Source organism: Caproiciproducens galactitolivorans, assembly GCF_026672255.1.
Taxonomy (GTDB): Bacteria; Bacillota; Clostridia; order Oscillospirales; family Acutalibacteraceae; genus Caproiciproducens; species Caproiciproducens galactitolivorans_A.
This window is the reverse complement of the sequence record NZ_JAPOHA010000004.1, coordinates 188,651-213,076: the sequence shown is the minus strand read 5'-3', so window position 1 is coordinate 213,076 and position 24,426 is coordinate 188,651. Positions and strand designations below refer to the sequence as shown.

The window sequence follows — 24,426 nt, the reverse complement described above, 5'->3', positions numbered from 1 at the left end:
GTTGCTATAATAATGGAACTGATGGAACGATTGAAAGCGGAAATGCAGGAGGACGAATAGATGAAGGGGAACTTGAAACGGCGGAACAATGAAAATATAACAGGATTTTTGTTTATTTTGCCTGCATTGCTGCCCTTGGTTTTGTTTTGGATTATTCCATTGTTGTATTCATTTTTTCTAAGTTTCACAAACTGGGATATGATGACGCCGGAAATCCATTTTGTAAAATTTTATAATTATACCAGTCTTTTAAAGGATCCCGCGTTTTACAAAACGCTTTTGAATACGTTAACCTTTGCGGTGGGGACAACGATTCCCAGTATTATTTTGGGCCTGCTGATCGCGATGGCGCTGAACGGTACGCGCCGGGGCACCGGAATTTACCGCACGGTTATCTTTGCTCCCTATATTACCCCTATGGTTGCGGTAAGTATTGTATGGTCATGGATTTTTGAACCCCGCGTGGGTTTATTGAATTTTGTGCTTTCCATTTTTGGCCTTCCCAAACTAAACTGGCTCCAGAGCGCGGACACCGCTATGCTTTCTGTTATTATCGTAACGGTCTGGAAGCAGCTCGGATGGATTATGATTTTTTACTTACAGGCAATCCGCAGGGTACCGAAAAGCCTGCTTGAGGCCGCTACGATTGACGGAGCGGGCGTATTCAGTAAGTTTTTTAAAATCACCATTCCGCTGATCTCTCCCACTACATTTTTTTTGATTATCATTTCCACGATCAATTCGCTTCAGGCTTATGACCAGATTCAGGTGCTGACGCAGGGCGGTCCGGCCGGAGCAACCAGAACGATGCTGTACTATTACTACCAGGAAGCGTTTGAAGTCTTCAACGCGGGAAAGGCTTCGGCAATCGCTGTTTTTCTTGTTATCCTTACCGTGATCTTTTCTCTGATAGAAACTGCTGTTTCCAAAAAAACAGTGCATTATAATTAACTGTACAGGAGGTGATTACAGTGAAAAGGAAAATGCCCTCAGCGATAAAAGGGATAGCGGTGCATACGATCCTTTTGGTCAGCAGCATCGTGATTGCGTTTCCGTTTTTGTGGATGCTGACGAATTCCATTAAAACCAAGGCGGAAATTTGGCAAATCCCTCCGAAGCTGCTTCCCAGCACGCCGCAGTGGAATAACTATGCGATTGCTCTCGCCGACGGAACACTTTTTACCTATATATGGAACAGTACCTATACCTCCGCCATTATCACCGTCATTGTTTTAATCAATTCGGCAATGTTCGCCTATGCAATCACTAATATAAAATTCAAGGGGAGAAATTTATTATTTGTGATTGTCATGATAACCTATATGATGCCCGTGGCCGCGACCTATGTACCGGATTATATCATTATTTCGAGAATGGGCCTGATCAACACCCATACCGGCTATATTCTTTCCTGCACGGCAAGTATCTTTACGATCTTCTTTTTCCGCCAGGCGTTTATGCAGATTGACAAGTCGATTTTTGAAGCCGCAAAGATCGACGGCGCAGATCACAAAACCATCCTGTGGCATATTGTAGCGCCAATGTCGTCTTCCTCCTTTGCAACTCTGGGCATTTTCACTTTCGTTGGAAGCTACAACAATTATCTCTGGTCCTCATTGATCCTGAAAGATCAAAAAAAATACTTGGTAAGCATGGGGATTCAGGCTTTCTTTTCCGCCGAGGGTTCCTATGGCTTAAACTGGGGGGCGATTATGGCAGCCTGCTGTGTTATCGTGTTGCCGCTGCTGTTGATTTTCTTTATTGGAGAGAAGTGGATTATCAACGGCATTACAAGTGATGCCGTAATAAAAGGATAAAATCCGGAAAAGAGAATTTATGATGGAAAATAATAAGATTTATGGCGTTTTCAAAAGAATCCTCTGTGTTGTTCTTGCGGCAGGCATGGTCGTTTCCACATCGGCCTGCAATTCGAATGCACCTTCCCAAAAAGGAACGGATAAGAGCGGGAACTCTAAAATTGAAATAGAATACTGGTACGGGCTCGGCGGAACGCTTGGAAAAGAAATGGATAATATTATCAATGACTTTAATGCGTCCCAGAACAGAATCACCGTAAAAGGGGTAAAGCAGGCGGATTATACCGAAACCTCCAAGCTCCTTCAGGCGGCAATTGCGGCGAACCAGCCCCCAGCGGCCGTGCTTATGCCCCCGGAATACACGAATAAGTTTATGAAAAGAAAGGCTTTGCAGAATTTAGACGGGTATATTGAAAAAAAATCGGACTTTCATAAGGACGATATCATCCCGGCTCTTTTAAATTACGGGACGGGCAGCGACGGACATATTTACGCTCTTCCCGCATACAGTACCACCCATATTTTATTTTACCGGAAGGAATCCTTCAAAAAAGCAGGAATCGATCCCGATAAAGCCCTGAAGAGCTGGCAGTCCCTGGCGGAAGCTTCCAAAAAATTATCCGTGAAGAAAAACGGCGAAACCGTATCCTACGGCTGGGACCCTATGTATGAACCGGTTCATTTTATTGATATTGCGCGCGCCGCCGGAGGCCAGGTGCTGAGCAAGGACCAGAAAACAGTGACCTTTGATTCGCCGGAGTGGGTTGAAAGCTGGGAATCCATGCGGAAATGGATTAATCAGGATCATATTATGAAATTTAATTTCGGCGGGGAAGGCTGGGAATTCTGGTATAAAACCATGGACGATGTTTTGCAGGGCAGAACCGCAGGCTACACGGGGTCCACTGCCGATATCAGCGATTTGGATTTCAATATTGTAGACGCCCATGTCCAGCCCGGATGGAAGGATAAACCGGCGAAGCCCTATATTGACGCGGTTATGAGTTCTGTTCTGGCGGCGGCGCCGGAACAGCAGAAAGCGGCGGCCTTCGAATGGATCTCCTATCTTTCCAGTACAGAAGAAAATTCCAAATTTTCCATTAATACCGGCTATCTTCCCGTGCGGACTTCCTGCCGTGAGGATAAGCAATTTAAAGCATATGTGGAGAGAGTTCCCGCAATGGGCGTTGCGATTGACCAAACGAAAATTGCCATTCCCTTATTTGTCGATATAACGGGAGGAAAAGTCAGCCAGGCTATCAAGGATGCCCTGGATTTGGTTCTGATCGAAAATGTTCCGGCGAAAGAGGCCCTGACACGGGAAAAGAAAATCGCACAGGCAGCGCTTGATGAGTATTGGGCGGCTCAATCATAAAATATCCGATAAGAAGCTGCCTGAAAAAGCTGGCGATAGAAAGAAGGAGGTTAGCAGTCAACCGAAAATCAGCGGGCATATCTTGCGATGATACAAAATAACCGGGAAGAAGGAGGGGAGGTTTGAGAACCGGGCTGTTACTGCATCTCAAATTTATTGAAACTGCCGCACAATAACGCGGGCGGGCTTGACCCTGTTTCCATTGTGCGCAGTAAAAGGAAGGCTGACAAAGATGATTAAATTTAAATCACCGAAAGTAGAACGTTGGGTAATCTTGTTTATTGTGGCATTTGCAGGCGGAATTATAACAAAGCTGCCGTATTTAAAGGACATCTATTTCACAACGCTTCAATCATCAACAGGGACTACAAAAGAGCAGCTGGGTATTTTGCTTTCCATGTACGGGATTGTGAATTTCATTCTTTATTTTCCCGGCGGTATGATCGCAGATAAATTTTCTCCTAAAAAGCTGATCGTATTTTCCTGTTTTGCAACAGCGCTGATCGGCTTCTGGTATGCTACCCTGCCGGGGTACACCTCATTGCTTATTATCCATACACTGTTCGGAATCACAACCGTATTCACGTTTTGGGCTTCCATGGTCAAGATCGCGAATAATCTGGGAGATGAAAACGAACAGGGCCGAATCTTCGGATTCTTGGAGGGCGGACGCGGTCTCGTAGGAACCATTATCTCTCTTGCGTCTGTTTATGTTTTTTCCCGGTTTGCCGATGAAAAACTCGGATTACAGGGTGCGATTACTTTCTATAGTATTGCACTGATTGTTGCCGGAATCCTTGCCATTCTTTTTATCAGCGATCCGCAGCCAAAAGCGTCGGATAAGATGAAAGAAAATGCAAATAAAGTTAACTGGGCTGATTTTAAAGAAGTCGTCAAGATTCCGCGTATCTGGATGTGCGGCCTTTTAGTAATATGCAACTATTCCGCAGTTATTATATTTGGTTACCTGACTCCGTACCTAAGTGAAATTTATAAAGTAGACAGCTCCACTGTGGCTATCCTGGGAGTAATACGTGCCTATGTGCTTATGTTTGGCGGATCCCTGCTGGCAGGCCTTCTGGCGGATAAGCTGAAGAGCACCATTAAATTCATGGAATATGGATTTGTCGGTATGGCGGTATTTTCATTTGGCTATTTACTGATCCCTGTAAACCGTGGAATGTTATGGGTTTTAGTCATTAACTTTGTACTGCAGGGACTCTTCCTTCTGGGTGTTAAGGCAATGTATTTCGCTACGATCGATGAAGTACATATACCGAAAAAACTGGCGGGTACTGCATCCGGTGTTATTTCAATTGTCGGTTATGCCCCGGAAATTTTCCTGTACACACTTGTTGGTTCAACGCTCGATAATCATCCTGGCATAGCGGGCTATCAGATATGCTTCTATACGATGGCCGCACTGTCCGCTGCCGGTTTCTTACTTGCCATCGCCCTTAGAGTGATGAACAGGCGGTATGTTGCCGCTCATCCGGAATCCGTAAACGGTGACGTGGCATAATTGAATTTTTAATAGCGGGCCTTGGTTTTTCCACCGGCTTAAAAAGAAAAAGCTCTATAATGTTGGGGAAGAGCGAATGAAAATCTGAACAGAAGATAAAAAAAACAGAGCATATCCGATAAAAAAACCTTTCAAATGGGAATTGCCCACAATCACCATTTTGAAGGCCACGGATATGCTCTGTAATTTTAATACCGGAAAATAATACCGAAAAATGGCTTGGATGCAAAGAGAGAATCGTAAAAAATAGTAGACGATTACCTAGTCGGACAGAAATTGCCCTTGAATAGCCCCGCAAACCGGGTTATGGCTCCCCGATCCCCTGTACCGGGGTTCTCGCCTCGTGACGGCCAAAACAATCGGGTTGAGTATCAGATCAGGCTTTCTTCGCTCAGTGTAAACCATAGGCACACCCGGCCATTTGACGGACTACCATATATAAGGAATTAAGTGATATTTTACTTTTTTACAATATTCTTTATAACCTGATAAATTTTCCGACAAAAACTTTTCTTCATAAAGAAGTCTCGCGATAATTGATATAATTAAAGCTAGGACACAGAGTAAAGACCAATAGGATCCGAGCGCCACGGATGAAAAAACTAACATCAGTATGGCTCCAAAATACATAGGATGACGAACCACCGCGTACACTTCGGTCGAAATTACTTTTTGATCTTTATTGACTTCTATAATGGCGGAAGTATAGCTGTTCTCTTTGAATACCAGAAACACGATATAAAACCCTAAAAAGACAAAAGCGTTCGCTAAAATACTAATTAATTCAGGGATTCTCGACCAATGAAAATGGAAGTCAAGCCCGGCAACAATGTATATCAGGCAAAAAAACAGGTTTGCAATCGCCTGGATTGCTTTTTGGGCTTTTTCCTTTTCAGCGGTTGAGCCTGCTTTAACCCGCCGTTTTAAAAGTTCCGGGTCGTTCTTGAACAAATAGAGGGTAATCAATATTGTAGATACAGCAAATGTAAACAGGTAAAGCCATGCCTGCAAGTAACGAACAGTCCATGCAGGAATAAAAAGTAATAGCCCCATAGTAATTATAAGTATAAGAAATCCAGATATTGTTTTTAAAACTAAATGATTCATATTTACACCCTTCACGATAAACCGTTTGTAAAATTAATTATGCGGCCGGTATGGATTTGTCCTTTCGTATTAACCAAAATAAATCATCTTCTCAGATTAATTGCTTTATAAATTGTCGTAATCGAACGGTATAGGCATATATTCTGCAATAAGCAGTACCCGGTATCTTCGAATAGGTACAAAGCACCTATGCCGGGTGCGGCGTAATTCCTGATTCTTCTGCTGTCATATAATTCATTGAAATATCCTGGTTAAATAAATATTGTATATTATAGCGGCGAATAAAGCAATCAAATTGGGGTGTAAATTGGTGGAAATATTCATAGTGTTGTACTGAAATAAGGAGTGCTGCCTGACCGGGGTCCTCGCCCCATGACGACACAAAATAAGGACAAGGCAAAAAGCCTTGTCCTTATTTTGTGTTATTTACTCAATTTAGATGCAGAATAAAGCACGGCATAAAAGCCCCCCAAATCCTTGAAAAAAGGATTTGGGTGAGGCTCAAGATGGCAAGTTCGGTCAAAAAAGATGCACGACACTTTAGGAAATTGCAAGACATGCGGCTGTATCCTATAGGGGTTATTTTTTTTGCGCAGGAGCCGCTTCTGCATATCCATTCCATGCAAAAATCGCTTCTTTGCTTTCATCACCGTATATCTGCTCAACATCGCAGATATAAAGGTAGTGATTACCTGTTTCAACTGTCTGATTGAGCTTTGCAACGAGAGCTAATTTCGTATCTGCAGGAATTTTGATGCTGCATCCCGGAACTTCGGTAAGTTTAATTCCGAATTTCTTCACCTTGTTTGTGTTTCTGCCGCTGGATGAGCCGCAAGACATGACCGCCTCACGAAGACTATTGCCGGGAACAGTAATGATAACCTTACCGGTTTCACGTACCCGTTCACCTGTATAAGCTGCCTTGCCCATAGCGAACCCGACCATTGGCGGATTAAAAGAGAGATAGCTCACAAAGGATACTGGAGCGATGTTTGTAGTGCCATCCGGCTTCTCTGAGCAAATGAACGTCAGGGGATTCGGAGAAGTAAATTCTGTAGCTTTGCCAATGTTGATTTCCTTCATGGTGTAAACCATCCTTTCTGCATGAACCAATTTTTTAAATGTACCGGCATCGATATTGACTTTTACTGATATAAAAATTATACTTGATATATTAAATAATTCAAGTACGCAGATTGTTCTTACATAGTATGGCGTACCGTACTGCAAAAGAAATGAGGAATTACACAAAACGAAAGGAGCTATATGCGAATATGAAATACGATATATCCTACGAGGAATATATGGAGAAAGTAAAACTCGGCATTCTTACAGAATCCGGAAACTGTCCCGTGATACCGCTACTTAGGATGCTTCAAGGAAAATGGAAATTTGAAATCATTTACGAGTTATGCATGAAAGACGCAATACGCTTTGGTGAGTTGAAAAAGAACATAGACGGCATCACGAACACCATGCTGACCTCATCCTTGCGCGAACTGGAAGATGACGGTTTAGTTTCCAGAAAACAATTCAATGAAATTCCGCCTCATGTGGAATATTCTCTTACTGAAAAAGGAAAAGATCTTTTGCCGATTTTTTATGCCATGACGAAGTGGGGATTTAAATATATTCCATAAAATAGTTCCAAAAATCTGATTTGTGGCCAACACATAAGCTCTTATCTATTATGACCCCTATTTTAAGGCGTATTATTGTAGACAATGCGGTTGGATGGAAGAAGTACCCGAAAGGAAAGTTTTTAAACTTCATAAGCCTAAAACTGTGTTGCAAGATTCTGTGAAATGCGCTAAATTGGTTTTGTGTAAATAATTATTGGTCTATCGAGTAATCGGAGAACCCTATAAACGTGCCCTCTTAACTGCTTTATGGCAGCTGAGAGGGCTTTATTTGTTCTTGAATTAAAATATCCATATTTCCGCACACTTCCCTAAAAGTTGGTGGCGCAGGGACACGTTATACGTGCCGGATCATGGGTAAGCGGACGTATTTATGGTTGAAAGAGACACAGCGGTTTGCGGAGGCAAAATAATAGCCTATAAACTACTACTGTGTTACTGCATATTAGAGAAAACAAAAACTGCCTGAATCACTGATTTCTCAGTATCCATGCAGTTTTTCGTGGCACGCCCGGAGGGACGCGGGTGCTGGCACGCTTAACCCGCGTTCCGCGAATCCCTTCGCTGTTTTGCTATAGAAAGATTTCCGATTATGCTCCCAACCTGCACCGGGTTCTCGCCCCGTGACGGCAAAAAACAAGGACAAGGCAAAAGCCTTGTCCTTGTTTTGTGGACACCGTGGAAAAAAGATTTCTTATCTTTCTCAAAAAAGAGCATCCAGTCCTCAAAATAAATCGGATTCTCCGCAGGCAATGACCAATTTTATGATATCATAAACCCTCAGGCTTTTCACTGTTGTGTTCAGACATTCATGCGACTGTTTTCGGTCGGTGTACTCGACATTGATCATTCCTGCTCTGCTTTCTGCTGAAAGACGGCGGGAACTTGTTCGGCTGAACTGTGTCGGGCGGTGGCTTCAAATAGATGATTTGTTTCTGCGCCAATATTTTTGATGAAACAGAGCGTTCAAGAAACGGATAATCCCGCCAGCATAAAAAAGAATGTTTTCGCATATTTTTCATTCTTCTGTCGGTCGGAAGCATTGCGAGGATTTTGCTGTAGCTGCTGTCATTGCTTCGGTGCAGAGCATCCCCTTGGCGGGGAGGCTCACACGCTGTCACAAACGGCTCACACACCGTTCCAACGGACGCAGTAGTGTCTACTGCTTCATCGATGCGGCTATCGCTTACAGGGGCAAAGCTGGGTTCCATATTCGTGGCGTAATTTTCTGTATGCATAGCTTCAGCAAGGGCATCCTCCTGAATGACTTTCATGAGCGCCAGCTTGGAAAGGTTCCGTTCTGCCGCAAGGTCAATATAAAACGAACGCTGCTCATCGGTTTCACAGCATTCCAGTATCACGGCGTTCTGTGTCCAGCCAAGGGACTGTGCCCTTTCCATAAGAACCTGGTTGTTTTCATAAGTGCGGTAAAAATCACGCATCCTGCGGAGATTACGAAGAGAGAAGCCTTTCAGCGATGGAAATTGGTCAGCAAGCATTTCAGCCAAATGTGGGATAAATGCTTTTTCTCCCTGACGGCAGATACATTGACCGATCCGTGTATAAAGCTCCAGCAGTGCCCGATTGCAGGGCTTCTCGTCTTTTTTATAGCATTCAGCTACCGCAGAGGCAACCTGTTCCAGATACAGGGCACTGTTCTTTTTCAATGCTTTCATAGACTTCTCCTTTCCGGCTCCGTGGGAGCCTGTTTTTTTATGTACCCGGCAGAGCAAGCTCCGCCGGTGAAATGCTTGGAATTGTTAGTAGCTTTGTTTCATTTCAAGGCCGCCGTCCTGTTGTGCAGTTGCTTCATCCATATGAACGCCCAGCCGGTTGGGAAGATAATCACTCAGCCAAGTGCCGCCGAAGGCACTGTGTGACTGCAAACGCCATATGGCGAGCTTTCCCATAGGCGAATATGCTGGTGCGTCTACAAACCCGGAAATTGTTGCTCCGCAGTCGATCATTCGGGAAACAGTTACAGAGGGCAACGAAGGCATGGTGGCCGTACTTGCACAAATATTGGAAGTAGCTCAGAAGATAGCAGAAAAAGATACGACGGTTAATCTTGACGGTAAGAAGATCAGTGACAGCAATAACAAATATAATGCAAATCGTGGATACAACCTCGGTTTGCAGTCAACGTAAAGGAGATTGAGAAGAATGAAAGTTACCATTGAAGAAAGCGAGAAATCGGTTACTTTAGACGGGAAAGCAATTGCTAACGCTGTAAGCAAAGCCAACTATGACCCCGGCCTGCAAGCGGAGCAGGAGGAAGCAAGCGAAATTGAAAATTTAGAAATCAAACTCGATGTTAAGCCCAAAGAAGATTTTGAGATTCCGGCGTCGAACAAAGATAATAGCGCATTTGACGGTCATTCTGTAGGCAATTCTATGGAGCGGGGGAAACGAATTTACTGGAATCAAACATTTTCCGAAGCTTGCGAAGAAATTCTGGACGTTTTGGTCAAGCATAAGGTCTGTATGTGGGATTTGAATACAGCCTTGACTTTTTCCAACAACATACTTTCCGGGCATGGTGGCGAAATTTTATGGGATAAAGACCTTTCTGAACTTTGCAAAGAAATTGTGTATACTATTTTGAAACATAAGATCGCGCCTGACGATGCAAAAACCGTGTTTAAGTATGTTTACCACCTTGCACGGCAGAATTCACCGGTTGTGGAAAAATATCCCTACTAAAAAATAGCCGCCTCGGTGCCAGCCGGGGCGGTCAAGATTACTCTTGTTGCATGAACTTTTTGCCTGCGTCTGTTACGCGCGTGCCAGAACTTACTTTCTGTCCTATGACTTCGTTGTTTGCATTGTAACCGAACTGAATTCCTTCAAGATATCCGCGGTGCGAGCATTTCCACAGGAGTTCGTTGTCTGCGTTTGACATATTGTTTGCGTCGGTCCCATTGCTGATAAGGGTTAGAACGCGGCGCATTTCGGATTCCAGTTTCTTTTTTTCCTCCAACATAAAAACACCTCCTTTCGCTATAATTCTACAGCGAAAGTAATGAAGTATCAATATGAAGTACTTCTGAGAATTATTTTAGACATAAAATAAGCGCCCGGTGAAATATTCGGGCGCTCATAGCGGCTACATTAGAATTTGATTTCAATGCTTTTCGTGGTTTCTAAAACATTTGAAGATTTATCCATTACACAAATTTTGAAACTGATTTTATTTATTTCTTCGGTAGACTTAATTCCGGTTCCTTCATACTTGCCGAAAAACGAATGCGTTGCGCTTTTCTTCGGAAGTAAATCCAACGGAACGCCGCTTCCAACCGTAAACATTGTATCGTTAATATAGGAATTTTGCAAGTATACAGAAATTTCCCTATTAGATTTATTATTGGCTTTTACATCAAAGTAAAACATGTCTTTCACTTCCGGCATGTCATACTTTTTCACAAATGACATAGAAATAAGGTCGTCACTGTAAACCTCTTGCAATTTGTTTTCAGACGAATTTTCTTTGATGCTGTTGGCGCTATCGTTGCTACTCGATACAGTATTGTTTGAAGAACACCCCATGAGTGCAATACTCAAAAATAGAGCTAATGCCCCAATGTATATCTTTTTCATCGAAATCCCTCCTCACCCATATCTTACCACATAATTCTAAAAAGTAAAGCCGGATTCCGCTATAAAAATCGGAGCGCGCAAAGTTGCGCGGTCGCCCCCCCCAAAAAAAATAGACGGCTCAAAAGTGAGCCGTCCTACTTTTAAACTTTAATTGTAGAAACGCACATTAAAACGGTTTGTTCAAATGGGCGAGGCTGGATGAAATTATCTGGAACCGGGATATGCAATTTTTCTGCAGCTTGCTTAAAGGCTATTGCGCGCTCATATCCAGACGCTTTTTGTGCAACCATAATTTTGTCCACGAGTTTTAAAACGCTCGCGCCCTCTCCAACAGAGCTTGCTTTAGGCAGGAAAGAAAATTCTTTACTTGGAGTTAGTAATTTATCTTCCATGCTATGAAATGCGGTTATGTACTCTGCCGTGAACAAAATGCCCTTTTCTCCGGTCAGCTTGTTGGCAACGAATTCGCAGCCTTTCTTTGTAATGAGGTAGCAACGGCGAATTTCTCCCTTAGCATCTTGATATGTAGATTTTGCAAAGAAATCAACCGCCCCAAAATTGGGGACGTTAGAATCATCAGCCCTCAGTTTTGAGGAATGACCGATTACCTCAACGTACCTGTCAATATCGCGGACGAGATGGTCGTGTCGTTTCCCAACCATTTCAGCCACTTCGCGGCTATCTGCATAAAGCTTTCCGTCGTAATCAAAAATCTGCAAATCATTCATTTTAAATTTCTCCTTTCAATGCACTACTACCGCACCATTCGCAGTAAAGCAGGGTGGTACATATCAGTTTAAGATTACATCGGACACGCAGCCGTCGCTTATTCCGGGCAGTTCGGGTTTCCGTTTGGTTGCTCAATCTCATTGCGGACGAGCATGGTTCTTTAAATTTCAGGCCATCGGAAAGGCCGGCACCGGCGTGGGATTCTATTTGAATGGATGCAAAACGCCGGTTGCGGTGGCGACGATTAAATAGGGGGCGGTATTGTGCCTGACATTGCACAGGAAGCGCTGGACAGTGCAAAATCAGCTCATCACCGTATAGATGGGTTGGAATCAGAAATAAAGGACATACGCGGCCTGACTGCCGCTATGGCTCGGATGGATACCAAAGTCGACGGTCTTGACAGTGACGTTAAGGAAATCAAACAGGATGTAAAAGCAATTACCGGCCGCCCGGGTAAATGGTGGGATAAATTGATTGCAGCTATTATTGGCGCAATCGGCGCGGGTGTGGCGGCAGCTATATTGGCACTCATATTAAAATAGCCGGTAAACCCGGCGAAAGGAAGTATTATTTATGTATCAGCAGATTATTAACGCATTGGTTCCCGTACTTATTACCGCCTTTACTGGCGTTCTGGTGGCAATTGTTAAGGCTGTAGGTAACGCAGGGGTGCAACTTATTGAGGAAAAAGCCAAGGCAGTAAAGGCTAAGGCAGGCGCGGACAAATACGATCAATATATGAAATATGCATGGAGCGCATGGAACATGACCGATGAAAACTTCCGCATCACGCCCGCGCTGGAAAAGACCTTTGCCGCAAAGCAAGCGGAGTTTGAAGTCCAGATTAAAAAACTGATTCCCGGTATTACCGATGAAGAAATCGAAATGCTCCGGCAGGCGGTAGCTGGGGAAGTTAACAAGGGCCGTGAAGCAATTGAGGCAACCGCGAGCGATACGCCGGGCAACGGGGCCGAGGTAAATACGACGCCTGCAGCATAACTGAATATATGAAATGAGCCGCATCGGATTTAATTACCCAGTGCGGCTTTTTTTATTTATATTATTGATTTTTCGACATTAAATGTTAAAATATACTTATCTTAATTATGAAAAACGGAGGGTAAATAGGATGAAGTTATTTGACTTTGCTCTATGCGTCAATTTCAATAATAAAATTCAAGCTTTATCGCAATTATGCCCTGAAAACTGGGGAGAAACTAAATATAGCTATACAGGACACCCGATTAATAATCCAGTACTCCACAATTACATTAAACATGTATTTTCTAAGACGTATGAGGATTATGAAAACGTTTCAGACCCAAACGATCAAAAAAGCATCTTAAATATAAAGGAAGACAAATATTGCGTGTTTAATACTGGCCTTTACGATCAAAACTTTCAAAGTATATATGCTTATTTTGTACCGATTTCAAGACCAAGCAAGGATTTAAAGTGGTTTTTAGACGGATTTTACACCCAATATTCACTATCAATTTTAGGTGTGGACGTATTTCCCAAGAAGGCAAATTTTTTTAAAAATTCAAATGACTTTGTATTTAATTTTGATTATACTATAATTCCGCAATATGAGCATATTTTTGGAGATGAAGAAAATATAAAGCGAATTCCGGAAACCGTTCGCAACAGCCAAAGACGAATAGCCTTGTTTAATGGTGCATTGGATGAGGCAAGAAAAAGAATTGACGCAAACTATAAAACAGCAGTTCCACAATATTTTAATGGGAAAATTCAATTATTAATACCTATTTATCTTACGAACCTTAATGAACCTGATTTAGCTCTGGTTGTGACAAAAGATGAAGAAAATAAACATTATTTAGGGCATACTTGCTTAACGATGGATATGGCTTATAATAACGCTAGGCTAATTGCCCGCCCCGATAGCGAATGGCTAAGGCCATAGAAATCTATTGACAAATTAAATTATTAAGTATATACTGACAATGTAGTGAAAAACTACGGTTGAGCTCTTATGATTTTTTTTACTATTTTTATTTTTACTTCTCAAAAGAAATTTTTTAACTAAATGAATTTTTTATTTTTTATGAGATTTTTTTATTTGATTTTTTCTTTTTTTGTTAACACTAAGGAGGATGGGAAGGCTCTTCTCGTGATCGAGAGGGGCCTTTTTCCATTATTAACAGAGCGACATGCCCGCCGAGTGATCGACTGGCTTTTTCTATGTGATAAAAATTATCATTTTATGCTGCTGAAATATCCTTATAATATCTATATGCTGAATAGCAAATACGATAAAAGAAGGTTATTAAAATGGACGTAGAATTAAAGAAACAGCTTGAATGGATTAACGCAAATTTGAATACGATTGCAGAAAATCAGGCAAGGCTATATTGTGAATTGCTGGAGATTGAGAAAAAGCTTTCGGGACGGGAAAGAAAAGAATAGAGCTTATACCCTGCTGATTATTAAGTTGGCGGGGCATTTTTATGGTTGGAGGAGACTAAGTGGGGTGGAGAAAAGCGGTAGTAACGTGGTAGTAACCGCCCCGATTATTAACATTTTTCAGCGATTTTATAGCAAAAAAAGGAAACCCGCATGATTTACTGAAAAAATCAGCAACCATGCGGGTTTCCCTAATTTAATTTTGGCGCGCCCGGAGGGACTCGAACCCGCGACCTCTTGATTCGTAGTCAAGCACTCTATCCAGCTGAGCTACGAGCGCAATTTTTAGCCGCCAACATATGACAGCTTTACTATTATAGTAGATACGCAGACGAAAGTCAAGTTTTTTTCATAAATAGATGGGGATTTATCGATTTTTCTGAAATGGGTCCCGGAAAGGCTTAAAAAGCGGTTTTCGGGCGCGCCCCGGCTTCGCCCTGCGCGGCTTATGATTGGACAGGTGTTGCGGGAACTATGCGGAAATGTTGTAAGTCCGGCTTCGGGAAAAGCGCTTTGAAGCTTGCCGCGGCGCCCGCGTTTCCTTTTCCTTATTTATTTTTGTGCACGGAGAAAAGCTTTTTTTACGGTTGATATCGATAGAGAATTTTAAGAGAGCTTTCATATTTCTCTTACAATATTTTATGCGTATTTGCATAGATGTCTTATATTTCATTCAAAATATTAAGAAAAAAGGGGTATTTATCCAATTTGCAATAATGATCGGAATTGGTAGAAATCCTGCTAAATAATGGTAATAATATATAGAAGTTTCTGGTAATACTATAGCATATTATTGACAACATACAAAAATCAGATATAATGAGCACAGCGCAATGGTGGAATAATTTGTGCGATTTTTTTAATAAAATTTGCAGTATAGGTATGTTTATGCTTCATGCGAAAAAAGGGACATCCGGTTCCGTTCAGAAGCATTCCTGTGATTTTACCTATCGGTTATGCGAAATGGCAGGCTGCCGGTACTGCGACTTTTTGTCAGGTTGAGATTTAATGGTAAGCAGGATCAAATCACCGCTGGCGTATGGAATAACATGGACTTTTGGTGTGGGCTTTTGCAGCATGTACCGGGAGTCAAGATGAAGTTCCGTTAGCACCCACGGCGAGTATGTATGTTTCATTCTCATAGCACATGCAAATACGTACAACTAACCATTTAAGGGACAAAAAGGATAAAAAACCACAGGAAAAGTTATTTCACTCGTGCTCACTCACTTTAATTAATTAAGGAGGACAAACAGGATGAAAAAAATCACAGGAAAAGTTGTTTCACTTGTGCTTGCGTTGGCACTTGTTGTTTCAAGCTTTTCGGCAAGCTTCGCTCAAGCGGCTACCAAGACGATGACCGGAGCAATTACCGGCACCAACGAAGATTCGATTTATCTCGTAAACGGTGGCGCGGTAACAACAGCAAACCTCACGGATTTTCTGCTCAACAAAGGCAGCGATTTTAAATTTGAGACAGTCGATCACCATGCGGTTACAGACGAGAAGATTAACGCAATTTCTCATGTATCGGGTGACAAGCTCGTTTCATTAAGCGTAAACAGCTCTACGGACGTAGCAACACTCAAACTGAAGAGCAGCTCCGCTTCCGGTAAGGAAGTTATCTCTGTTCTTTACGAAGGCAGCTACACCGACGACGACGGCAATGACTTTACCGTTAAGGGAAGACATGACCTGACCGTATATGTTTATGACAAAGATCAGATCGTTTTCGGCGAGTATGATTCCAATTATGCCAAAAAGGATTCCGGCAAAGGCTTCGATGATTTCGAAACGTTTGCACAGACTGCCAACAGCACAAAGACTCTTGGCATCTACAAGGCAGAGCCGGCTGCCGATTCTGCGTTAGCTACATATGCTGCTGCAGACTTAACGAAAGAAACCACAGGAATTACAGATGCAAACAAGAATGCATACAGCTTCAGCATCACCGGCACGGATGTACATATTCCGAAAATTGATGCAACTTCAGCTTCAGCATCCACACAGTTCCCGGATGCTATCGTTGGAAAGACCGCTGTAGACGGCAAGTATACGAAAGACGCTGCAACCGGCAATGTAACCATTACGGTTAAGAAGCTTGTTGCAAGCGGCACAACCTATAAGGCTTCCACCGATTCCAGCGACAAGTACACCCTTAAGACAAAGATTGAAAAGAAATGCGATGCGAAAACCGTATTACCTGGCAGCAAAGTATTCTCTATTTCCAAGACGGACGGCAAGAGCGTTCTGACCGGCGACGCTACCGCGGATTCCGCTGTAGTAACAGACTGCGAAGTCGTATTCCCGGTTGGCACAACAAGTGTTGCCGTTAATGAAAAGACCAATGTAAAGAAGATCTCCGGCACGGTCGGAACTCTTACAATTGGCGATGCAACCGTTGGCTCCATTGATATTGACAATGGTACGGTAGACGTAACAGACGGTAAAGTCGGCGATATTAAAACCGACGGCGCACCGGTTGCTGCAGGCGGCGACGCTGTTCTTGTAAGCGGCGGCAAAGTTGGCAACATCGACGTTACAAGCGAAGACAATGACACAGACAGCAACGTAACGGTTAATTCCGGCACAGTCGGAACAATCAGCGCGGACGGCACCGTAACCGTTGATGCAACAGATGCAGACAATGCAGTTGTTACAGGCAAGATTACCGCCCCGACAGTTTCCCTGTTCTCCAATGAAGCAAAAGTCACCACCGCAGGCATTAAAGCAAGTGCGGACGGCACCATCACTTTATTAGGTGATGATACAAATGTCAGCGCAATTGATTTTGACTACCGTGACACCACATTGAACCTCGGCGACGAAGACAATGCCTTCACCGGCAAAGTTGCGGCTCCGACCAATGCGGTAAACGGCAAACTCGATACTACAAACGAAGATACCAATGCAACAGTCAGCGGCACCGTAAATATGGATACCATTTCTTTGGATTCCAATACGAACGTTGCTTTTGACGGTGCTGTAACCGTTAAGACAATTGACGGCGACGGCACAATGAAGATTGCCGCAGGCAAACTTTATGTATCCAACAGCGCTTCCAGCGTTACCTTAAAGCTTTCCGACAAAACACTGATTCCCGGCACAGTCGTTTTCAAGGCTGACACGGACGCAGTTGATGTTGACAGCTTCAACACCTACGGCTTTACCCTTGCCAAGAGCGCAGGCTCTTCGGTTGATACCTTCAAGATCGATTCCCTTTCCTTTGCCGGCATTGCAATCAACAAAGATTCTTCCAGCATTGCGAAGGGCTATTCCGAAACATTCACTGCTTCCTCTTATCCGGGCGGCACAGCTATCCCGGCCGGCTACACGGTTCAGTGGACACTCGACGGCGGCAGCAGCGATGTATTTACTTTAACTTCTTCCGGCAACACCGCAACGGTTAAAGTTAACAGCGTTGATTCCACTTTCGCTTCCGAGAACAAAACAACATTAACGGCAACACTCTATGATGCAGACGGCTATGAGCTGGACGATTACCAGCCGGCGAAGTGCGAAGTTACTGCAACAGCGACTCCGGCAGCCGTATCCGATACAAACGCCGACATGTCCATTGCAAAGGGCGCAAGCTATCAGATGAAAGTTACTTCCTCAACCGTTCCTTCCGTTTATGCCGGTACGAACGGGGTGTTCTCCATAGTACTTGCTTCCAAGAACGGGAACGAATACTTCTACAAGATCACTGCGACCGGTGCGGCTGGTGCTGCTTCCGGTATCTACCTCAACGGAACAAAGATCTTTGTTGCTACTGTAAAAGGAGTTGCTTTTACAACCGATACAACAGTGAACACGACCGTTAAGGGCGCATATCAGTTCCGGGTTACTTCTGCCGTAGCTCCGAATGTTACGGTTGGTTCCGCAACATTCAAGCTTGCTTTGGCTTCCAAATCCGGCAACGATTATTTCTACAAAATTACCTCTAACAATGCAAAAGGTTCACAGGCCGGTATTTATGTAAACGGCACCAGAATCTTCGTTGCAACGGTTGGTTAAGATGCATAACCAATCGCAGCGATTCTAATTTGTTCTTTCCTACTTCTATAAAATAGTTCGTTGTATTTGCGTGGCAGCGGCCCGGGCGGAAGTCCGGGCCGCTGTTTTTTTATAGTATATTAAGATACGGCGAAAATGCAAGCCTTTTTTAGAATCCCGGTCGGCGGCCTCCGTCATTGCCGGAATACATAAAAAGTACACAGCAGGAGTGCCTGCTGCGTACTTCGGTAAGGGGGGATTTGGCTGCCTCATAAAAAACGCTCCGCCACACGCGGGAAGTTTTCATCCCGGTATAAAAGAAAGTTTTTCAATCAGCAGCCCAAAGTTATGAGAAGGTCTTGTAATCAAAGGATTTCTCCGCGCCGTCGGCTCAAAGCTTGCCGCAGGGGCGGGAAGATTGAGAAAAGGGTTCCTTAACTAGTTTATCGTAAGATTCTTTTAAAAGATTAGATGTCGAAAGAAGAAAGATGAATTATTTAATTTGAATAAAATATTCGCATTTATCATAAATTGGTTTGTTAAAGTTCCATAATAAGTAAAGAGAAAGGGAGCGGATACAGGAAAACAAAAAGAAATGAAATTTTCGAAATATTCCGTCCCGGAGTATGGTAATTTCTGCTTGAATGTGTTAAAATTATGTCAAAGTAAACCGGAACATAACAATCTTTAACAGGAGGATTTTATGATGACTGCAATCGCTCAAAAACGCTCTTCCACAAAAACGCTCACTCTTACCGCCGTAATGATCGCGCTGACTTTAATTCTGGCCTTTACGCCGATCGGCATGATCCGCCTGCCTTTGGTCAGCATTACCATCGCACACATTCCAGCCATTATTGCCGCACTGGTGCTGGGGCTGTCCGAGGGCTTCGCCGTGGCGCTGACATTCGGCCTTTCCAGCCTTTTTCTGGCGATCAGCGCCCCGGGTTCCATACTGGACCCCTTTTTTGTGAATCCTTTGGTCTCCGTGCTGCCCAGAGCACTGATTCCGGTAACCGCGTATTTTACTTATAAAGGCCTGTGCAAGGTTTTGAAAAACCTGCGTCAGGGAGAAAACATCGCCATTATTACCGCCGCGGTGGTCGGCAACCTGACGAACACGTTCGGCGTTTATTTTATGCTGTACATCCTTTATGCGCAGCAGATTTTTGAAAAGTCGGGCAAGCCCGCGCTGAGCCTGATTCTTACGGCCATTTCAACGACCACGCTTTATAAAACGATCGGTGTGGCTCTTATTGTTTTTCCGATTGTAAAGGCGCTGAAACGGTTTCAGCGTTCGAGCCGGTAATCTTCCCGTCAGCGGAGCGCGTTTTCCTCGGAATTACACTTTTTCGATAGGCGGCGCTGCCGCATCCCCGCTCTCCGGCCGAGAAGATTCAACGCCGCTTTCCGTATCAGTAACCGGTTCCTGTTTCAGACGCAAAAGGGCGCAGCTTTCCGGTTCCAGGAAAAGCGCGTTGTGCGCGCTGGGGGACGGACCGATTAACGATTCCGCATATTTCCATTCGTCCGGTACGGAGATACTGCGGCCTTCGAAGCCCGCGTTCAGCGCGCAGAGAAGGCTTTCGTTTTCATCTTTCCGGATATACGCCAGACAGTGGTCAATGGATACGAGCGGGTAGAACGCGCCTTCTTTTAAGCAGGAGCAGCCGCGCCGGATAGCGCCAAGCTTCCGGTACCATTCGATCAATTCCGTGTCTTCCTTTTCCCAGGGATAACAAGCGCGGTTGAACGGGTCGCGGTACCCTTCCATCCCGGCTTCGTCGCCGTAATAAATACAGGGAACGCCGGGCAGGGTGAACTGCATCACGGCGGCAAGACGCAGCCGCTTTCTTCCGTGGTTCCGCCGCTCCTTCGAAAGGTGCGTGGTGCTCTGCCAGCGGCGGCCGTGGCCGCCGAGCGGTTCGCCCGCAAGAACGGTGAGCGCGCGTTCGGTGTCGTGGGTGCCAATATGGTTCATTAAAAGCCGGATGACCTGCGGCGGATAGTTTTCCAGCACGGTCAGGATGATTTCCATCATGTCGGCGGGATTCCCGCCCGTAAGGAAACCGAGGATTGCGTTTCGGAACGGGTAATTCATCACGCTGTCGAGCTGGCCGCCCAGAAAATACCGGCGCCTTATTCCGTAGGCCATTTTATTGGACGCGTCTTCCCAGACCTCGCCCAGAATCAGCGCGTTGTTGCTGCGGGTTTTCGCCGCAACGCGGAGCTGCTCGAGAAACGCGTCGGGAAGCTCGTCGGCAACGTCCAGCCGCCAGCCGCCCGCGCCCGCCGAAAGCCATTTTTTAATAATGCCGTCGCGCCCGTTGATATATTCGTTGTACTGCGGGTTCAGCTCGTTTACGCTCGGAAGCGTAAGGAAATCCCACCAGCATTCGTACTGGTCGGGCCAGTTCCGAAAGGTATACCACGGGTAATAGGGCGAATTCTTGGAATTGTACGCACCCTTTCCGGCGTAGCGGTTATGGCGGTTAAAATAAACGCTGTCGCTTCCCGTATGGTTGAAAACGCCGTCCAGAATCACGCGGATTCCCATCCGGCGCGCGGCGGTGCAGAGATGCGAAAAATCTTTCTCGTCCCCTAAAAGCGGGTCGATTTTGGAATAGTCCGCCGTATCATAACGGTGATTGGAATGCGATTCGAAAATCGGATTTAGGTAAATGCAGGTTACGCCGAGCGATTTCAGGTAGCCGAGCTTTTCCTCGATTCCGCGAAGATCGCCGCCGAAATAGTCGTTATTGGTGATTTTTCCGTCCTCGTCCGGCTCCCAGTCGGGCGTTTCGTTCCAGTTTTCGTGCAGTTTGCGGTCGGAGGGCACGCCGGTTTTCGGTTCGCCCGAGCGGAAGAACCGGTCCGGGAAGATCTGATACATTACGCCGCCGGAAAGCCAGTCCGGGGTTTTAAAGCTGCGTTCGTAAACCGAAAGCTGCCACACGCGGGCGGATTCCTGAAGAATGCCTTCGCCGCCGAAGCCGCGCGTCATTTGCAGCGTTCCGCGCCAGGTGTCCAGGCTGAACCAGTAAAAATACAGCCCCGGTTCACCGGCGGAGAAATGGCATTCCCACCATTCGTAATTGTCGCCGTTCATACCGCACCAGAACATGCCGAGGGTTTGTTCCCCGCCGGTCTGGTCGCTGCGTACAATCAGGCGCGCGGCGCTGCAGTGCAGGTCGCGGGGCAGAGTGATTTTAAAATGAACCGGAATCCCGTTTGGGACCGCCCCCGTTGGGCAGCGGTACACCGAGTTGCGGGAATTGAACATGGAAATTCCTCCAAACGCATAAAGGGCGGGCCGAAACCCGCCCTTTTAGAATACCCATTTCGAAAGATGTCATACCGAAAAAACGATCGTCGGCGGGACGGCCGTTTCTTTATTTCTTTAATGCAAATGCGGTGTGCTTTGCCGGTTCTTTTTCCGGAACGGGTTTGGCGTTCCAGATATGATCGGCGTATTCGCGGATCGCGCGGTCCGCGGCGAAACGTCCGGCGTTCGCGATGTTGATCAGGCACATGCGGTTCCAGTTATACCGGTCGCCGTAAAGGGTTTCCGCCTTCTTCTGCGCACGGTCGTAGGAATCGAAGTCGGCAAGCACCATGTAGGGGTCGGAATTCAGCAGGGAATCGGCGATATCGCTGAAGGATACGCCGGAAAAGCCCGCGTTGAGCGCGTCCACCGCTTTCCGGATAACCGGATTGCTGTTGAAGAACGTGCGGGGGTTGTAATTGCGTTTCAGCGCCTCCACCTCTGGGGTGGTCATGCCGAACAGAAGAATGTTGTCGTCGCCGACGGAATCGTGGATTTCGACGTTCGCGCCGTCGAGCGTGCCGATGGTGACCGCGCCGTTAATCATGAATTTCATATTGCTTGTTCCGGAAGCTTCGGTTCCCGCGAGGGAAATCTGCTCGCTCAGGTCGGCGGCGGGAATCATCAGCTCGGCGAGGGAAACGCGGTAATCCTCCAGAAATACGACTTTCATTTTTTTATTGACCAGCGGGTCGTTGTTGATCGTGTTGCCAAGATCGACAATAAAGCGGATCATCTGCTTTGCAAAGTAGTAGCCCGGCGCGGCCTTCGCGCCGAAAATATAGGTGTGCGGGGTGAAATTCTCGCCCGGGTTTTCCCGCAGGTGCTGGTATACGGATAAAATATGCAGCGCGTTGAGGTGCTGGCGCTTGTATTCATGCATGCGCTTGACCTGCATGTCGAAAATCGAATCCGGGTCCAGCTCCACATTCAGTTCCTTTTTAATGTAATCGGCAAGGCGTACCTTGTTCGAGCGCTTGATCTGCGCCATCTTTTTCAGGACGGCGGTGTCGTTCTGGAACTGCTTCAGCTTTTCAAGCTCCTTCGCGTTGCGGATGTAGCCGTCCCCGATCAGTTCGGTGATCAGCGCCGCGAGAGCCGGGTTCGACTGGTTCAGCCAGCGGCGGTGCGCAATGCCGTTTGTAACATTGGTGAACTTTTCGGGAAGTTCGGTATAAAAATCGTGGAAGACACGGTCTTTTAAGATGTCGCTGTGCAGCTGGGAAACGCCGTTCACGCTGTGGCAGCTTGCCACGGCGAGGTTCGCCATTTTCACGTAGCCGTCGTTCAGCGGCGCCATGCGGCCGACCTTGTAGCCGTCCACGCCGCGCTCGTGCATTTTGGCGCAGAAACGGCGGTTGATTTCCTCAATAATCTGGTAAATACGCGGCAGGCGCGACTGGAACAGCTCGACGCCCCAACATTCGAGCGCCTCGCTCATGACCGTATGGTTGGTGTAGGCGATGGTGCGCGTGACGATATCCCACGCCGCATCCCATCCGTAGCCGCATTCGTCCAGCATGATGCGCATCATTTCGGGAATGGCCAGCACGGGATGCGTATCATTCAGATGGATGGCGACCAAGTCCGGCAGGTTGTCGAGCGTGCTGTACCGGAACAGGTGGCGGCGGATAATGTCCTGTATGGTTGCGGAAACCAGAAAATACTGCTGGGAAAGCCGCAGGCTCTTGCCCTCCAGATGGTTGTCCTCGGGATAGAGCACTTTCGTGATTACTTCGGCCATGGCGTTTTGTTCCATGGCGCGCATGTAATTGCCGGAGTTGAAAAGCTTCATGTCGAACTCGGCGGAGCTTGCCGCCCAAACGCGCAGGCGGCTGATGCCGCGGCCGTCCATGCCGGAAACATACATGTCGTACGGTACGGCGAGAACCTTTGTGTAATCCTTGTGGTTTACCACATGGTACTGGTTGTTCCAGTACTCTTCAATATGTCCGTTGAAGTGAACCTCCACGCTCTTTTCCGGAACGGCCTGCAGCCAGATTTTTCCGCCGGGCAGCCAGAAATCCGGCAGCTCGGTCTGCCAGCCGTCCACCAGCTTCTGGCGGAAGATGCCGTATTCGTAGCGGAGCGAATAGCCGGTCGCGGGGTAACCCTGCGTGGCAAGACCGTCGAGAAAACAGGCCGCCAGCCTGCCCAGCCCGCCGTTGCCGAGACCCGCGTCGGGTTCCTGGTCGTAAAGCGCGTCCAGCTTCAGCCCCATTTCGCTCAGGGCCGTGCGGTAGTCTTCTTCAATGCCGAGATTGTAAAGGTTGTTCCGCAGGGAACGGCCGAGAAGAAATTCCATGCAGAGGTAATACACCTGCTTGGTATGGGTTTTTTCGGCTTCGGCCATAAACTCACTGCGTCCCTTGGCCATTAAATCGCGGACGGTCAGTGCAACGGCTTTATAGCATTGCTCGTCTGTCGCGTTTTCAAGGCTTACGCCGAAAACACGGTCCAGTGTGGTTTCGATGGTCTCTTTGATCTTGCCGATCGGCTGCCTGTAGTTCATAAACCGTCCTCCCAAGGCGGGATAGCACCGTATATTACGATGCCCCGAATAGTAATATATTATCTTGACCTGGTTTGGTTCGTAAAATGCAATTATCCAAGTTGTGTATATTATATACCAATAATCGTTGATTTTCAAGAGCAATAAACAAAGCATTTCATTTATTTGAAAACAGCGATTTTCAAAGGTTTATCGCAGTTTTTCAGCATTTTAACCGAAATTTATTTCGGATGTTATTACTATTTATTTTGGCAGGTTATTTGTGCAATATACACAAACCTTAACTTTTTAGGAAACGGTTCCGGAAGTTTTGCCGTCAAAACAGACAGATTACAGAATCCGCCAAAAAACGCTATTGGAAACAGAGTGTAAAAAA

Annotated in this window: 22 protein-coding genes and 1 tRNA gene; 13 read left to right on the top strand and 10 right to left on the bottom strand. The window is 45.8% G+C overall.

What is annotated here, in order from left to right; all coding sequences use genetic code 11:
* The first annotated feature begins 159 nt into the window (after positions 1-159).
* From OUY18_RS05655 to OUY18_RS05640, 4 genes are all read left to right on the top strand, one after another.
* Positions 160-951 carry a carbohydrate ABC transporter permease gene (locus tag OUY18_RS05655; protein WP_419196119.1) on the top strand — a complete coding sequence of 264 codons (792 nt, stop codon included), beginning with the start codon at positions 160-162 and terminating at the stop codon, positions 949-951.
* A gap of 20 nt (positions 952-971) precedes the next feature.
* On the top strand, positions 972-1,817 hold the full coding sequence (locus OUY18_RS05650) for a carbohydrate ABC transporter permease (RefSeq protein WP_268057758.1): 846 nt from the start codon (positions 972-974) through the stop codon (positions 1,815-1,817).
* Positions 1,818-1,836: 19 nt separating this feature from the next.
* Positions 1,837-3,192, top strand: a complete 1,356-nt coding sequence (locus OUY18_RS05645) for an ABC transporter substrate-binding protein (protein WP_268057757.1) — start codon at positions 1,837-1,839, stop codon at positions 3,190-3,192.
* A 232-nt stretch (positions 3,193-3,424) separates the two neighbouring features.
* A complete protein-coding gene (locus tag OUY18_RS05640; RefSeq protein ID WP_268057756.1) occupies positions 3,425-4,714 on the top strand; it encodes an MFS transporter in 1,290 nt (429 codons plus the stop codon).
* Between the two features lie 429 nt (positions 4,715-5,143).
* Here OUY18_RS05640 and OUY18_RS05635 read toward each other — a convergent pair whose 3' ends face one another.
* Positions 5,144-5,821 carry a methyltransferase family protein gene (locus tag OUY18_RS05635; protein WP_268057755.1) on the bottom strand — a complete coding sequence of 226 codons (678 nt, stop codon included), beginning with the start codon at positions 5,819-5,821 and terminating at the stop codon, positions 5,144-5,146.
* Between the two features lie 579 nt (positions 5,822-6,400).
* Positions 6,401-6,904: a flavin reductase family protein gene (locus OUY18_RS05630; RefSeq protein WP_268057754.1), complete on the bottom strand. Its 504-nt coding sequence runs from the start codon at positions 6,902-6,904 to the stop codon at positions 6,401-6,403.
* Positions 6,905-7,125: 221 nt separating this feature from the next.
* Between OUY18_RS05630 and OUY18_RS05625 the strand changes: the two genes are divergently transcribed.
* Positions 7,126-7,461: a winged helix-turn-helix transcriptional regulator gene (locus tag OUY18_RS05625; RefSeq protein WP_419196118.1), complete on the top strand. Its 336-nt coding sequence runs from the start codon at positions 7,126-7,128 to the stop codon at positions 7,459-7,461.
* Between the two features lie 809 nt (positions 7,462-8,270).
* Here OUY18_RS05625 and OUY18_RS05620 read toward each other — a convergent pair.
* Both OUY18_RS05620 and OUY18_RS05615 read right to left on the bottom strand, forming a co-directional pair.
* Positions 8,271-9,137 carry a DUF1016 N-terminal domain-containing protein gene (locus OUY18_RS05620; RefSeq protein WP_240082178.1) on the bottom strand — a complete coding sequence of 289 codons (867 nt, stop codon included), beginning with the start codon at positions 9,135-9,137 and terminating at the stop codon, positions 8,271-8,273.
* 84 nt (positions 9,138-9,221) lie between these two features.
* A complete protein-coding gene (locus OUY18_RS05615) occupies positions 9,222-9,347 on the bottom strand; it encodes a hypothetical protein (protein ID WP_268057786.1) in 126 nt (41 codons plus the stop codon).
* Between the two features lie 7 nt (positions 9,348-9,354).
* Between OUY18_RS05615 and OUY18_RS05610 the strand changes: the two genes are divergently transcribed.
* Together OUY18_RS05610 and OUY18_RS05605 are read left to right on the top strand one after the other, a co-directional pair.
* Positions 9,355-9,609, top strand: a complete 255-nt coding sequence (locus OUY18_RS05610; protein ID WP_268057752.1) for a hypothetical protein — start codon at positions 9,355-9,357, stop codon at positions 9,607-9,609.
* A 15-nt stretch (positions 9,610-9,624) separates the two neighbouring features.
* Complete coding sequence (locus tag OUY18_RS05605) at positions 9,625-10,164, top strand: hypothetical protein (RefSeq protein ID WP_268057751.1); 540 nt, start codon at positions 9,625-9,627, stop codon at positions 10,162-10,164.
* Between the two features lie 37 nt (positions 10,165-10,201).
* Here the strand turns inward: OUY18_RS05605 and OUY18_RS05600 are convergent, their stop codons facing one another.
* The 3 genes from OUY18_RS05600 to OUY18_RS05590 all read right to left on the bottom strand — a co-directional run bounded on the left by OUY18_RS05600 (position 10,202) and on the right by OUY18_RS05590 (position 11,786).
* Positions 10,202-10,444: a hypothetical protein gene (locus OUY18_RS05600; protein ID WP_268057750.1), complete on the bottom strand. Its 243-nt coding sequence runs from the start codon at positions 10,442-10,444 to the stop codon at positions 10,202-10,204.
* A gap of 128 nt (positions 10,445-10,572) precedes the next feature.
* The gene (locus OUY18_RS05595; RefSeq protein ID WP_268057749.1) at positions 10,573-11,058 is read right to left on the bottom strand and encodes a hypothetical protein; all 486 of its coding nucleotides are present in this window, start codon (positions 11,056-11,058) and stop codon (positions 10,573-10,575) included.
* Between the two features lie 140 nt (positions 11,059-11,198).
* The gene (locus tag OUY18_RS05590) at positions 11,199-11,786 is read right to left on the bottom strand and encodes a Rha family transcriptional regulator (RefSeq protein ID WP_268057748.1); all 588 of its coding nucleotides are present in this window, start codon (positions 11,784-11,786) and stop codon (positions 11,199-11,201) included.
* 264 nt (positions 11,787-12,050) lie between these two features.
* On the opposite strand from OUY18_RS05590, the gene OUY18_RS05585 reads away from it, so the two are divergent.
* The 4 genes from OUY18_RS05585 (at position 12,051) to OUY18_RS05570 (ending at position 14,220) form a co-directional block, all read left to right on the top strand.
* Positions 12,051-12,332, top strand: coding sequence for a hypothetical protein (locus OUY18_RS05585; RefSeq protein ID WP_268057747.1), 282 nt, complete (start codon positions 12,051-12,053; stop codon positions 12,330-12,332).
* Between the two features lie 31 nt (positions 12,333-12,363).
* Complete coding sequence (locus OUY18_RS05580) at positions 12,364-12,789, top strand: hypothetical protein (RefSeq protein ID WP_268057746.1); 426 nt, start codon at positions 12,364-12,366, stop codon at positions 12,787-12,789.
* Between the two features lie 130 nt (positions 12,790-12,919).
* Positions 12,920-13,717, top strand: coding sequence for a DUF3825 domain-containing protein (locus OUY18_RS05575; protein ID WP_268057745.1), 798 nt, complete (start codon positions 12,920-12,922; stop codon positions 13,715-13,717).
* Positions 13,718-14,085: 368 nt separating this feature from the next.
* The gene (locus tag OUY18_RS05570; protein WP_268057744.1) at positions 14,086-14,220 is read left to right on the top strand and encodes a hypothetical protein; all 135 of its coding nucleotides are present in this window, start codon (positions 14,086-14,088) and stop codon (positions 14,218-14,220) included.
* Positions 14,221-14,420: 200 nt separating this feature from the next.
* Here the strand turns inward: OUY18_RS05570 and OUY18_RS05565 are convergent.
* Positions 14,421-14,497, bottom strand: a tRNA-Arg gene (locus tag OUY18_RS05565).
* 977 nt (positions 14,498-15,474) lie between these two features.
* On the opposite strand from OUY18_RS05565, the gene OUY18_RS05560 reads away from it, so the two are divergent.
* Entirely contained in the window at positions 15,475-18,234 is a 2,760-nt protein-coding gene (locus OUY18_RS05560) for a hypothetical protein (protein WP_268057742.1), read from the top strand.
* A 682-nt stretch (positions 18,235-18,916) separates the two neighbouring features.
* On the top strand, positions 18,917-19,522 hold the full coding sequence (locus OUY18_RS05555) for an ECF transporter S component (protein ID WP_268057741.1): 606 nt from the start codon (positions 18,917-18,919) through the stop codon (positions 19,520-19,522).
* A 33-nt stretch (positions 19,523-19,555) separates the two neighbouring features.
* Here the strand turns inward: OUY18_RS05555 and OUY18_RS05550 are convergent, their stop codons facing one another.
* Entirely contained in the window at positions 19,556-21,496 is a 1,941-nt protein-coding gene (locus OUY18_RS05550; protein WP_268057740.1) for a glycoside hydrolase family 13 protein, read from the bottom strand.
* 109 nt (positions 21,497-21,605) lie between these two features.
* Positions 21,606-24,050 (bottom strand): glycogen/starch/alpha-glucan phosphorylase, encoded by a 2,445-nt coding sequence (locus OUY18_RS05545; RefSeq protein WP_268057739.1) that lies wholly within the window; start codon positions 24,048-24,050, stop codon positions 21,606-21,608.
* Positions 24,051-24,426: the final 376 nt, after the last annotated feature.

What these genes read in the sequence shown, in the direction of transcription:
- OUY18_RS05645 (WP_268057757.1), top strand. Translation starts at nt 1,837, where the DNA reads ATGATGGAAAATAATAAGATTTATGGCGTTTTCAAAAGAATCCTCTGT.
- OUY18_RS05640 (WP_268057756.1), top strand. Translation starts at nt 3,425, where the DNA reads ATGATTAAATTTAAATCACCGAAAGTAGAACGTTGGGTAATCTTGTTT.
- OUY18_RS05635 (WP_268057755.1), bottom strand. Translation starts at nt 5,821, where the DNA reads ATGAATCATTTAGTTTTAAAAACAATATCTGGATTTCTTATACTTATA.
- OUY18_RS05630 (WP_268057754.1), bottom strand. Translation starts at nt 6,904, where the DNA reads ATGAAGGAAATCAACATTGGCAAAGCTACAGAATTTACTTCTCCGAAT.
- OUY18_RS05625 (WP_419196118.1), top strand. Translation starts at nt 7,126, where the DNA reads ATGGAGAAAGTAAAACTCGGCATTCTTACAGAATCCGGAAACTGTCCC.
- OUY18_RS05620 (WP_240082178.1), bottom strand. Translation starts at nt 9,137, where the DNA reads ATGAAAGCATTGAAAAAGAACAGTGCCCTGTATCTGGAACAGGTTGCC.
- OUY18_RS05610 (WP_268057752.1), top strand. Translation starts at nt 9,355, where the DNA reads ATGGCGAGCTTTCCCATAGGCGAATATGCTGGTGCGTCTACAAACCCG.
- OUY18_RS05605 (WP_268057751.1), top strand. Translation starts at nt 9,625, where the DNA reads ATGAAAGTTACCATTGAAGAAAGCGAGAAATCGGTTACTTTAGACGGG.
- OUY18_RS05600 (WP_268057750.1), bottom strand. Translation starts at nt 10,444, where the DNA reads ATGTTGGAGGAAAAAAAGAAACTGGAATCCGAAATGCGCCGCGTTCTA.
- OUY18_RS05595 (WP_268057749.1), bottom strand. Translation starts at nt 11,058, where the DNA reads ATGAAAAAGATATACATTGGGGCATTAGCTCTATTTTTGAGTATTGCA.
- OUY18_RS05590 (WP_268057748.1), bottom strand. Translation starts at nt 11,786, where the DNA reads ATGAATGATTTGCAGATTTTTGATTACGACGGAAAGCTTTATGCAGAT.
- OUY18_RS05580 (WP_268057746.1), top strand. Translation starts at nt 12,364, where the DNA reads ATGTATCAGCAGATTATTAACGCATTGGTTCCCGTACTTATTACCGCC.
- OUY18_RS05575 (WP_268057745.1), top strand. Translation starts at nt 12,920, where the DNA reads ATGAAGTTATTTGACTTTGCTCTATGCGTCAATTTCAATAATAAAATT.
- OUY18_RS05570 (WP_268057744.1), top strand. Translation starts at nt 14,086, where the DNA reads ATGGACGTAGAATTAAAGAAACAGCTTGAATGGATTAACGCAAATTTG.
- OUY18_RS05560 (WP_268057742.1), top strand. Translation starts at nt 15,475, where the DNA reads ATGAAAAAAATCACAGGAAAAGTTGTTTCACTTGTGCTTGCGTTGGCA.
- OUY18_RS05555 (WP_268057741.1), top strand. Translation starts at nt 18,917, where the DNA reads ATGATGACTGCAATCGCTCAAAAACGCTCTTCCACAAAAACGCTCACT.
- OUY18_RS05550 (WP_268057740.1), bottom strand. Translation starts at nt 21,496, where the DNA reads ATGTTCAATTCCCGCAACTCGGTGTACCGCTGCCCAACGGGGGCGGTC.
- OUY18_RS05545 (WP_268057739.1), bottom strand. Translation starts at nt 24,050, where the DNA reads ATGAACTACAGGCAGCCGATCGGCAAGATCAAAGAGACCATCGAAACC.